Annotated in this window: 11 protein-coding genes and 1 riboswitch; of the genes, 3 read left to right on the top strand and 8 right to left on the bottom strand. The window is 60.1% G+C overall.

From position 1 onward, the window contains the following. The first annotated feature begins 254 nt into the window (after positions 1-254). Positions 255-1,499 (top strand): acyl-CoA dehydrogenase family protein, encoded by a 1,245-nt coding sequence (locus tag ACESMZ_RS16490; protein WP_372973011.1) that lies wholly within the window; start codon positions 255-257, stop codon positions 1,497-1,499. A 232-nt stretch (positions 1,500-1,731) separates the two neighbouring features. After that, positions 1,732-2,622: an alpha/beta fold hydrolase gene (locus ACESMZ_RS16485; protein WP_372973009.1), complete on the top strand. Its 891-nt coding sequence runs from the start codon at positions 1,732-1,734 to the stop codon at positions 2,620-2,622. 127 nt (positions 2,623-2,749) lie between these two features. On the opposite strand, the gene ACESMZ_RS16480 is transcribed toward ACESMZ_RS16485, so the two are convergent. Beyond that, on the bottom strand, positions 2,750-3,226 hold the full coding sequence (locus ACESMZ_RS16480) for a 2,4'-dihydroxyacetophenone dioxygenase family protein (protein ID WP_372973008.1): 477 nt from the start codon (positions 3,224-3,226) through the stop codon (positions 2,750-2,752). 146 nt (positions 3,227-3,372) lie between these two features. Continuing rightward, on the bottom strand, positions 3,373-4,266 hold the full coding sequence (locus tag ACESMZ_RS16475; RefSeq protein ID WP_372973007.1) for a LuxR C-terminal-related transcriptional regulator: 894 nt from the start codon (positions 4,264-4,266) through the stop codon (positions 3,373-3,375). Positions 4,267-4,573: 307 nt separating this feature from the next. Next, positions 4,574-4,685: riboswitch (TPP riboswitch) on the top strand. On the opposite strand from ACESMZ_RS16475, the gene ACESMZ_RS16470 reads away from it, so the two are divergent. Next, a complete protein-coding gene (locus ACESMZ_RS16470; protein ID WP_372973006.1) occupies positions 4,675-6,042 on the top strand; it encodes a sodium:solute symporter family transporter in 1,368 nt (455 codons plus the stop codon). Its footprint overlaps the riboswitch before it by 11 nt. 20 nt (positions 6,043-6,062) lie before the next feature. Here the strand turns inward: ACESMZ_RS16470 and rnhB are convergent, their stop codons facing one another. Genes rnhB through ACESMZ_RS16440 form a run of 6 tightly spaced genes read right to left on the bottom strand, consistent with a single transcriptional unit; the run spans position 6,063 to position 10,725 of the window. Continuing rightward, positions 6,063-6,710 carry a ribonuclease HII gene (rnhB, locus tag ACESMZ_RS16465; RefSeq protein WP_372973005.1) on the bottom strand — a complete coding sequence of 216 codons (648 nt, stop codon included), beginning with the start codon at positions 6,708-6,710 and terminating at the stop codon, positions 6,063-6,065. Next, on the bottom strand, positions 6,710-7,870 hold the full coding sequence (gene lpxB, locus ACESMZ_RS16460) for a lipid-A-disaccharide synthase (protein ID WP_372973010.1): 1,161 nt from the start codon (positions 7,868-7,870) through the stop codon (positions 6,710-6,712). Before lpxB ends, rnhB begins: the two co-directional genes overlap by 1 nt. Positions 7,871-7,929: 59 nt before the next feature. Next, positions 7,930-8,721: an acyl-ACP--UDP-N-acetylglucosamine O-acyltransferase gene (lpxA, locus tag ACESMZ_RS16455; protein ID WP_372958683.1), complete on the bottom strand. Its 792-nt coding sequence runs from the start codon at positions 8,719-8,721 to the stop codon at positions 7,930-7,932. After that, a complete protein-coding gene (gene fabZ, locus ACESMZ_RS16450) occupies positions 8,721-9,158 on the bottom strand; it encodes a 3-hydroxyacyl-ACP dehydratase FabZ (protein WP_372973004.1) in 438 nt (145 codons plus the stop codon). The genes lpxA and fabZ overlap by 1 nt, the downstream gene beginning before the upstream one ends. A 12-nt stretch (positions 9,159-9,170) precedes the next feature. Continuing rightward, positions 9,171-10,196 carry a UDP-3-O-(3-hydroxymyristoyl)glucosamine N-acyltransferase gene (gene lpxD, locus ACESMZ_RS16445; RefSeq protein ID WP_372958685.1) on the bottom strand — a complete coding sequence of 342 codons (1,026 nt, stop codon included), beginning with the start codon at positions 10,194-10,196 and terminating at the stop codon, positions 9,171-9,173. A 1-nt stretch (position 10,197) separates the two neighbouring features. After that, positions 10,198-10,725 carry an OmpH family outer membrane protein gene (locus tag ACESMZ_RS16440; RefSeq protein ID WP_372958686.1) on the bottom strand — a complete coding sequence of 176 codons (528 nt, stop codon included), beginning with the start codon at positions 10,723-10,725 and terminating at the stop codon, positions 10,198-10,200. Between the last annotated feature and the right edge of the window lie 84 nt (positions 10,726-10,809).

Here is a 10,809-nt window from a genome sequence, read left to right as displayed (position 1 = left end):
CCGAGCAATAACAATAGAGCGACCGCTCGTTTTATTGTTGACACTAATCGGTCTGCCCTTTAGCGTTAGCTGACCTATGTCCCGCCTGATTGATATTGTGGACCGCAAGAGTCTGCATCGGCTCTGCCAGAACCTGGACGAAGAATAACAGAAGGCAATCCGTCAACTGTCGGAAAGCACCCTCAACCCCGAGTCTGGAAAGCTCACTACAACAAGGAGAAGCCCTCGTGGACATCACTACCACGCCAGCAGAAATGAACGACCTCACCATGTCGGAAAAATCCCGGCCATTGCTTGAGGCCGTCAAGCAACATATCCGTGACAATGTCGATCCCATTCTGGAAGAATTCGAACGCCTGGGCGAAGGCCGCGCAGACCGGTTCAGCTACGCTCCCGGCCAGCTCGAGCTGCTTGAGGGCGCTAAGCAGAAGGCCAAGGAAGCCGGGTTGTGGAACTTCTTCCTGCCCAACGCCGAAACCGGTGAAGGTCTGTCCAACCTCGACTATGCCTACCTGGCGGTGGAGCTGGGCAAGAACCCCCTGGCTTCGGAGACCCTCAACTGCTCCGCGCCGGACACCGGCAACATGGAAGTACTGGAACGGGTTGGTACCCCCGAGCAGAAAGAGCAGTGGCTTAAACCATTGCTGGAAGGCAAGATCCGCTCCTGCTTCGGTATGACCGAACCCCATGTGGCCTCTTCGGACGCTCGCAATATTGAAACCAGCGCGGTACTGGAAGGCGACGAATGGGTCATCAACGGCGAAAAGTACTACATTTCCGGCGCCGGCGATCCCCGCTGCAAGATCATGATCTGCATGGTCAAGACAAGTCCGGATGCCGAGGCCTGGCGTCAACAGTCCCAGATCCTGGTACCCATGGATGCGCCGGGTCTGACTGTGGTCGGCCCCATGCACGTGTTCGGCCACGACGACGCCCCCCATGGCCACATGCACATCAAACTCGAGAATGTGCGGGTCCCGAAAGAGAACATACTGTGGGGTGAAGGCCGCGGCTTCGAGATTTCACAGCTGCGCCTGGGCCCGGGGCGCATCCACCATTGCATGCGTTCCATCGGCGCCGCCGAGAAGGCGCTGGACCTGATGATCGAACGCGGTCAGAGCCGTGAAGCCTTCGGTCGCCCGATCCTGGATCTGGGCAAGAATATGGAAACCATTTCACGCGCGCGGATCGAAATTGAAGCCATGCGCATGATGGTCCTCAAGGCCGCCAAGGCGATGGACGTGCTTGGCAACAAGGAAGCCCGCGTCTGGGTCTCCATGGTCAAGGCCATGGTGCCAGAGAAGGTCTGCAAGATTATCGACGAAGCTATCCAGATCCACGGCGCCACCGGCGTCAGCCAGTGGTCAGCGCTGCCCGACATGTATACCAAGCAGCGCACCCTGAGACTGGCAGACGGACCGGACGAGGTCCACCATAACGTGGTCGCCCGGGCCGAGGTAAAGGCGTATAACCAGGACCCCTACCGCCGGCAGGAGTAACACTGCCAAGCCGTCCCCGGATGTGATCGCCGGGGACGGCGCTTACAACGCCCGCTCCAGGTAACGTCGGGCGCGCCCTTTGCACAGTCCTGGCAAGCCGCCGATTGCCACCCGCCCGGGTTTGACTTCCAGCCCATCGTAGCTTTGACTGAACTGGGCATTTACTCCCACGCCCAGTTGTAACTCAGATCTCGAAATCCCTTTCTGATATTAATAACAAAAGGATTGCTCAATGACTGACACTACCCAAACCGTCGATATCCCCCACCTCGGTGGCTCCACTGTGGGTTACCGCTTTGGCAGGCCTTACGATCCATCACTGCCAACACTGATCATGAATAACTCGTTTACCACCTCGGCCGAGTTGTTCAGGCCACAATTCTCCGACGAGGAACTCCTGAAGGTGGCCAACCTCCTGGCCATCGAGCCATACGGCCACGGCAAAACCCGCTCCACCTACCGCCAGTTCACCTATTGGGACAGTGCGATCGCCAACCTGCAGGTGCTGGATGCGCTGGGCATTGACCAGGCCTTCGCAATGGGCACCTCCCAGGGTGGCTGGATTGTGACCCAAACCGCCATGCTCGCACCCGACCGCATAAAAGGAATCATTCCGCTGGGCACGTCCATGGACCGCGAAAGTCAGCAAAGCCAGGCACTTGGCTGCTGGGATGGCACCGAGTTCTGCACACCCGCCATTGACGCGTTGGCTGAACCTGTCCCCGACGACTGGGTGGTACCGGATGAATTTGTTATTGGCGTGCTTGACGCCGGCCTGGGCGATTCAGTATCCGACGAGGATCGGGCGTTCTGGCTGGACGTCTACCGCAGGAATTATTCCGGGGATTCTGGCCGTGAGCGGCTACGGACCTGCTCGATCAATCTGCGCGACCGGGACAGTTTACTGGCCCGCCTTGACAGTGTTACGTGTCCGGTGCTGTGGATTCACGGAACTGCGGATTCCGTATATTCCGTCGCCAACGCCGAAGATGGCATCGCCCGTTTCACCGGGTCGAAGGAAGCGCAGCTGAAAGTTGTTGAGGGAGGCCAGCACTTCTTGAGCGCTTCGGATCCGAAAGAGGTGAACGCTGCAGCGATCGAATTCATCACGAAGTGGCAATAGTACGGATCAGGTGTATAGCACCTGGCGTCCTGCAGGGAGTCCAGGGTCGCAAACTGAATGCCGTAATCCCCCACAGCACACTAACTGGTGCTGAATGACTGCCGCCCTGTACAGGGCGGCAACGACTTCACGTGATGATAACACCAGAGCTATCCAGACCCTCCGCTTTACAGAGCTCCCGGTATGTTTCAAGGATAAAGGCTGCATCCCATACGCTATCGACTTCGCCCTGCTCGTTGAGGTTCAGGTTTGCGCCTTGAATGGCAAACCATACCTCAGTGACCTCGGTATTGCTGTCAGGCACATGCAATGTGTGTATGGACCCGGCGGGTTCATAGAGGTAAGAGCCTGAAGTATTCAGATCAGGGTATTCCAGGTACTTCCAGGAACCGGAAAAGGTGATCGCAAACACTTCGCCGGTGTGCTTGTGGCGCGGAAGCGTTACGCCTGGCGCAAACCGGGTTCTCACCACCCACAGCCCACTCTCAATACTTATATGCAGAACCTGCAGCTCCAGGCCCTCCATGAACGTGACAAACGGAAGATCGCTCTGCCCCAGGTGAGAAGTGGCTGGCAGCTCAGCAATATCGGCAACAGAGTTCATGACACCTCTCCCTCGAGTGATGGAGTATTGGTCGTCAATTGCATTGTGCTCTCCTCGTGATCATTGCAGTGTTTTTGTTTTCCACCTACCAAGCCGTTTACTTCGAAGGTGCACCTATCATGCTAGATGGCTCGAGGAGCGGTGTGCTATCGCGAATATTCGCGACTGTCGGAATGATGGGTCAGGTATCTGACGTTTTCTCGCGACGCCAGCAACGAAACCAGCTGAGAGTGTGAACGGACCGCCAGTTTCCGTCTTATGCTACGCAACTGGTGATCAATGGTTGAGAACGCTCGATCCAGTTCACGCGCTATTTCCTTGTAGCTCTTCCCTGACGCAGCCAGTCTGGCCACCGTTCGTTCCGCGGTCGTCAACCGGGAGAGCGGCGACTCTTGCAGGGTACCGGTCAAACCGGTTTGTGGCTGTGGCACAAGATGAGAAGTACCATCGCATAACTGCTCTGCAGCACTCAGTACCGGGGCCAGCACCTCTTCCACGACGTTAGTGAAGCTTTCGTATGCTCTGCCTTCCCAGGGCCGGGCAGACACCACACGATCCATGCAGAGCAAGCCGAATGGGCGACGACCACTTTTCAGGGCGACAGCCAACTTGGTGGTCGTCCCGGCCGCAATCAAAGCGTGACGTAGCCCAGACCGGAATCTCGGCTCTTGGGCAATATCGACGTAGACAACTGGCTGGTCAGAAAGCCAAAGGTCACGAACACCGGGGTCAGTGTTTTCTACTCGCAATGCGCGCATGGATGATATGGGCGCCCGAGAAGCAAAAGACTCAGCCTGGGCCGGAGTATAAACGGGATCAAACGGACGGCCCCACCCGCCGTCTACCCGGTCTGCGTCGAACCGGGCCTGTAACCAGTCGGTTACCAATTGCCAGCACTGCTGCGCATCATCCAGCAGTAGAAGTGACTGGGCAGCCAGGTCTCTCGCATCACAGGAAGTTATTGCGGCGCGCTTTCCAAGCAACTTGTGGTAGAGCTTTTTTTGAGTCGCCAGTACGTCCCGGGCTTCAATCTCACCCATCAGTTGTCCTCGCCACCTTGCTCGCAGGCCCGGGTGACACCGCACCTGCCGATTATCTGTGGTCTGCTTGTTATCAACATGTCGTAGCCAATGATCAGGTAACGACAGTCCTTTAGTCCTGAGTTCAAACAGGAAGCCGCCGGCCTGATGCTGGATCAAGGTTACACCATCTGCGAGGCGAGTACGCCCCCCGAGGGTAGGACAAGTGCTCCGGGGCATCACGCCCCAGTTTAGTTGCCTGTGGTGCGATATAGCCTTACAGTGCCTGCCAGCGAACAGCAGAAACCAGTGACATCACAACCCACAACCCAGTCGCCAGGGGAGCCCCGGCATCAGCCGCCGGGACTGAGAGTGTCTTCGACAGACCCTGGAACCTGATCCGGATCATTCCGGCGGAGGAAGCGCGACATGATGATGACCCACCTGGCCGCCATTGTGGCGGCACTGTGCCTTTTCGGCTGGCTGGGGCTCCGCGCCCGCAAGACGGCCAGTGGCCTTGATGATTACATGACAGCCCGCAACAGTCAGGGAGCCACCACCATCGGCCTCTCCTTTCTGGCTTCAGGCATGGGCGCCTGGATTCTGTTTGCGCCACCGGAAGTCGGCGCGTTTGTCGGGCCGGTCGCGCTTGCCGGCTACGCCCTGGGGGCGGCACTGCCATTTATCATTTTCGCTACCCTCGGCCCGCTGATTCGCAGGCAAATGCCCAGGGGGCGCAGTATCAGTGGGTTTGCCGAGGAACGATTCGGCAAGGGCATGCGCCGATGGGTATCGCTGATTTCGGTGCTTTATATGGCGTGCTTTCTGGCCGCCGAGCTCACGGCCATTGGCTCGATTACCGGGCTACTTTCAGACCTGAACGGCCAGGTCGTCATCATCGCCGTAGCGGTAACCACCCTGATCTACACCACCTGGGGCGGGCTGAGAGCCAGCCTTGCCACAGACCGCTGGCAAGCGCTGCTGCTGATGGCACTGCTGGCAGCCGTTCTGTTCGTGGACTGGAAACACCTGCCCCCCGTAACAGCCTCTGCCGGGCTGCCAGGCATCCCGTTCTGGAGTGCCGTCAGTGTGGCTCTGACCCTGGTGCTTGCCGTGACCGCAGCCAACCTTTTCCATCAGGGCTACTGGCAGCGGGTGTGGGCGGCCCGTGACAGCGCGTCACTCTGGAAAGGGGCAATCCTCGGGGGTGGTACCACGATCGTTGTGGTGGCCATTGTCGGCGGCCTCGGCATGAGTGCTGCCATGGCCGGGCTCGACCTGGGCCAGCCCCCGATTCCCTTCTTCGCACTGCTCAGTGAAGCGCCACAGTGGCTCGGAGCCGTAGCCCTTGTGCTGGCGGTGACCCTGGTCGCCTCCTCCGTGGATACCCTGCAGAATGGCATTGCATCCCTCGCGGTAGCCGAGAAAGATGGCCTGACCCTGACCGCCGCCCGTTGGGTGACGGTGGCCCTGATGGTGCCGGTGGTTATCGTGGCGTTGCAGGGGGTCTCGGTGCTGAGGCTGTTCCTGATTGCCGACCTGCTGTGCGCGACGGCTATCGTTCCGGTTCTCATGGGGCTCTGGGCCCGGGTTACGCCGACGGCTGCGATGGGGGGCGCGCTGGCGGGTCTGGTGGGCGCTGTCCTGCCCGACTGGGTAATGACAGGAAGTCTTACCGAAGCCTTTTACATCGCCAGCTTTCCCGGCGGGGCGCCGACACTGGCTCCCTTTGCCGGCGCCCTGCTGGCCTCGGGCACCGTCGCACTGGCACTGACCATGGTGCAGGGGCGTCGCTGACCTGAACGCCTTGCGTACGCCTACAGGGCGACGAGGTCCATTTTCACCCCGATGCCGCCGCTCTCCAGGGCCTCCTGGACCGGCCGGAAGGAACGGCGGTGAATCGGGGTAACGCCCTGGCGCTTCAGCGCTTCCAGATGGACCGGTGTGGGGTAGCCCTTGTGGGCAGCGAGACCATAGCCCGGGTAGGTTTCTTCCAGGGCGACCATTTCCCGGTCGCGGGTGACCTTGGCCAGTACAGAAGCGGCACTGATGGCGGCAACGCGGCCGTCGCCCTTGATAACGGGCTCCGATGGCCAGTGCCAGTTCGGGCAGCGATTGCCATCTACCAGTACGTATTCCGGAGGCACGCATAGCCCGGCTACCGCCCGCTCCATGGCGACGAGGGTGGCCTGGAATATGTTGAGGCGGTCAATTTCGTCGGCTTCGCAGCGGCCAAGGCTCCAGGCCGCGGCCTTTTCGATGATTTCGTCGTACAGGGCTTCCCGGCGCTTTTCGGTGAGTTTCTTGGAGTCTGCCAGCCCTTTAATGGGCCGGTCCGGGTGCAGAATGACCGCCGCTGTCACCACCGGCCCCGCCAGTGGGCCACGGCCTACTTCGTCGACACCGGCCAGCTTCCAGCCCAGGTATTGGCATTCGAACGGGGGCAGTACAGCTTTACCGGCCATCAGTGTCTTTCCTTTTCGATCAATGCGGATACCGCTTCAGCAGCTCGCTCGTCAGCGTCGCGGCGCAGCAAGTGGTGTAGCCGGGTAAAGGCTTCATGCAGCCGTTCCCTCTCTTGCGGGTTATCCAGTCGCTCCAGTACCGCTTCTGCCAGCTTCTCTGGCGTGGCGTTATCCTGCAACAGTTCCGGGACCAGCTCCTCCTGCGCGAGCAGGTTGGGCAGGGACACCCAGGGCACTTTCACCAGGCGGGATACCAACGCATAACTCAGATTACTCAGGCGATAGCCCACCACCATGGGCTTTTTCAGCAGCATGGCTTCCAGGGTGGCGGTTCCGGAGGCCAGCAGCACAACATCTGCCGCGGCCATGACCTCCCGGGACCGGCCCCTCACCACCGTCAGCGGCAATTGTACATCCAGTGAATCCGCCAGCTCGCGCACCTGGACTTCCCGCTCGCGGTTCACGCAGGGCACCACCAACTGCAGGTCCGGATGCACCTCCTGCAACCTGCGGGCGGTTTCCAGGAACAGGCCTCCCAGCCGTTCCACCTCCCCTGCCCGGCTGCCCGGAAGTATGGCCAGCACCGGCTTGTCCTGATCCAGCCCCAGGGCGTCCCTGGCGCCTGCGGTATCCACTTCCATGGGCACCCGCTCAGCCAGGGGGTGTCCGACAAAGGCCACCGGCACCTGATGATCCTCGTAAAAACGGGCCTCGAACGGCAACAGGGTGAGCATCAGGTCGACGGAACGGGCTATCCGGAAGATACGTTTCTGGCGCCAGGCCCAGACCGAGGGGCTGACGTAATGTGCCGTGGGAATGCCTGCCTTGCGACACCGCTCCTCCACACCCAGGGTAAAGTCCGGAGAATCAATGCCAATAACCACATCCGGTGGTGTGGTCAGCAGGTAATCCATCAGACGGGCACGGATGGCGAAGAGCTCCCGCAGGCGCCCAAGCACCTCCACGAGCCCCATCACGGAAAGCCGCTCCATGGGGACCAGGGAATGGAAGCCTTCGGTGATCATTTCCTCACCGCCAATACCGACGAAGCGGGCATTGGGATAGCGTTTACGCAGTGAACGAATCAGACCGGAACCGAGGATATCTCCGGAAGCCTCCCCTGCCACCATGGCGATGGTGACCGGTGCCCGGCTGACGATGCGGGGCACAGACAACGGCGGCTCAGTAACAGGCAATTCGGAAGACGTCACCGGACGACCTAACGGACAATGCCCCGGTCGGCGATGCGCAGGGACTCCATCAGCGGCTGCATTTCCGGCAGCGACGGCCAGGCTTTCTCCAGCTCCTCCAGCGCCTGGGCAGTGGTCAGACCCTGGCGGTAGATGATCTTGTAGGCCCGGCGCAACTCCGTCAGGACATCCTTGCTGAAGCCCCGACGACGCAGACCTTCCATGTTGATGCCGTGGGGGCTGGCGGACTGGCCACTGGCCATCACATAGGCGGGGATGTCTTTCAGGACAATACTGCCGCCGCCACTCATGCTGTGGGAACCAATATGACAGAACTGGTGCACCATGGTGCCACCACCGAGGATCGCCCAGTCGCCAATGGTGACATGGCCGGCCAGGGTCGCACAGTTGGCCAGGATGGTGTTGTTACCAATCACACAGTCATGGGCCACATGGACATAGGCCATCAGCAGGTTGTCACTGCCGATGCGGGTTTCGCCCCGGTCCTGGACCGTACCACGATGGATGGTACAGCTTTCGCGAATGACGTTATTGTCGCCAATCACCAGGGTGGTCGGTTCGCCGGCGTATTTCTTGTCCTGGCAGTCCTCGCCCACGCTGGCAAACTGGAAGATGCGGTTGTTGCGACCGATTACGGTCGGGCCCTTGATCACCACATGGGAATGCACCTCGGTGCCTTCACCGATCTCGACCCCCGGTCCGATGTAACTCCATGGCCCCACACTGACCCCATCAGCCAGTTTGGCAGAAGGGTCAACGATTGCCTGGGGATGGACACCGTTCCAGTGCTTTTCAGTCATCAAGCGTCTCTCTCAGCCGACATGACTTCTGCAACACAGACTACCTCGCCATCCACCAGCGCGCGACAGTCAAATTTCCAGATGCCATGCTTGTTGGACAACAGGGTAGACTCCAGCCGCAGCTGGTCTCCCGGCACTACCGGACGCTTGAAACGGGCCTTGTTGGAACCCGCCAGCAGGTGAATAGAACCATCCGCGGCAGAGCGACCAGCGGTAACATAGCCGAGGATACCCGAAACCTGGGCCATGGCTTCGATGATCAACACGCCGGGCATAATGGGCTTACCCGGGAAGTGGCCGGTAAAGTACGGCTCATTGAAGGTCACGTTCTTGTAACCGACAATGGACTTGCCGGCTTCCACTTCCACCACACGATCCACCAGCAGGAAGGGGTATCGGTGTGGCAGAAAGTTCATTATTTCATCAATTTGCATCATCGGGTATTGGCCTCAGCCCTCAATTTTCTTTTCCAGTTCCTTCAACCGGCGCGCCATGGCGTCCAGCTGTCTGAAGCGAGCAGCGTTCTTGCGCCATTCGCGATTGGTCATATGACCGGTACCTGAGGAATACACCCCCGGCTCACGGATATCTCCGGTAACCAGTGACATTCCGGTTACCTGCACGCCATCGGCAATGGTCAGGTGGCCGCTGATTCCCGCTGCGCCGCCAAACATGCAATGACTGCCGATACGGGTACTGCCGGCAATACCCACCTTGCCCGCCATGGCACTGTGATCGCCAATCTGGACGTTGTGGGCAATCTGCACCAGGTTATCGAGTTTGACCCCGTTACCCAGCCGGGTATCGTCCAGCGCACCGCGGTCGATGGCCGTATTGGCACCCACTTCCACATCGTCCCCCAGGGTCACACCGCCAATCTGGGCAATGCGGTGCCAGGTGCCCTTGTGAACGGCAAAGCCGAACCCGTCGGAGCCGATGACGGCCCCGCTGAGGATATGGCAGCGCTTGCCCATGGTAACGCCGTGGGCCAGGGTAACCCGCGGCCGCAGTATGCTCTGGTCACCGATCACACAGCCGGCGCCAATAATGGAATGCGCGCCGACGACCACGCCCTCACCCAGCGTGACGCCCGCCTCGATGACCACGTAGGGGCCAATGCTGACACTGGCCGGAACCGACACCGACTCATCGATGAGTGCCGTGGGATGGACCCCGAGCACCGGCGCCGGTGACGTATCGAACTCATGGCTGATGCGAGCATAGCCAAGGTAGGGATCGTCCAGTAACAGGACATTGGTCGGAGCCTTGTCCGCCATGGCCGGTGATACCAGCACAGCCCCGGCCCGGGTAGCGTCCAGGTAACGGCTGTAGGACGGGTTGGCCAGAAAGCTAAGCTGATCCGGGCGGGCCGCCTCAAGCGTTGCCAGCCCGGCAATTTCCAGCTGCGGGTCGCCCCTGAGTTCGGCGCCCAGTGTACTGGCAATCTCCCCGAGGGTCATGGTTCTGGTGGGCATGTTACTGATTCAGCTTTTCCAGCAGTTCTTCGGTCAGGTCCAGTTCCGGCTTGACGGACACTACCGCCTCGGACGGCAGGATAATATCCAGGTCATGCTCGTCCATCAGTGCCTTAACGGCTGCATCCACCTCCGGCCGGGCCTCCTCCAGAAACGCCTGCTTGCGGCTGTTCAGTGTCTGATCCAGCTGCTGTTTCTGACGAGTGAACGCTTCTGCCTTCTTCTGGAAATCGGCAGTCAGCTGCTCCCGCTCGCTTTCGTTCATCATGGCGCCATCTTTCTGCAAGCGCTCCTGCAGCCGGCGAGCCTCCTGCTGGGCCTCGCGAACCTCGGCCTCGGTGCCCGAAAACTCCTGTTCCAGCTGATCACTGAACGTCTGGGCGTCGTTGGATGAAAACAGCGCCTTGCGCAGGTCCACCACTCCGATGCGGGTATCAGCCAGAGCGGGTACACTCATCGCCAGTGCCATGGCGGCCACCACAACCCGGGCGCCCGCGGCGCACCTCACCAATTTCCTGAATCCAGTCATTGTGTTGTCTCCTGTCCTGCCATGCGGTTCTCAGGCTCTTATTGTCTGAAAAACCACGCCATTGCTGTGACGGCCATCGCTCTG

Origin of the sequence: Marinobacter sp. (assembly GCF_041690615.1) — a bacterium.
Taxonomy (GTDB): Bacteria; Pseudomonadota; Gammaproteobacteria; order Pseudomonadales; family Oleiphilaceae; genus Marinobacter.
This window is presented reverse-complemented; position numbering and strand designations above follow the sequence as displayed.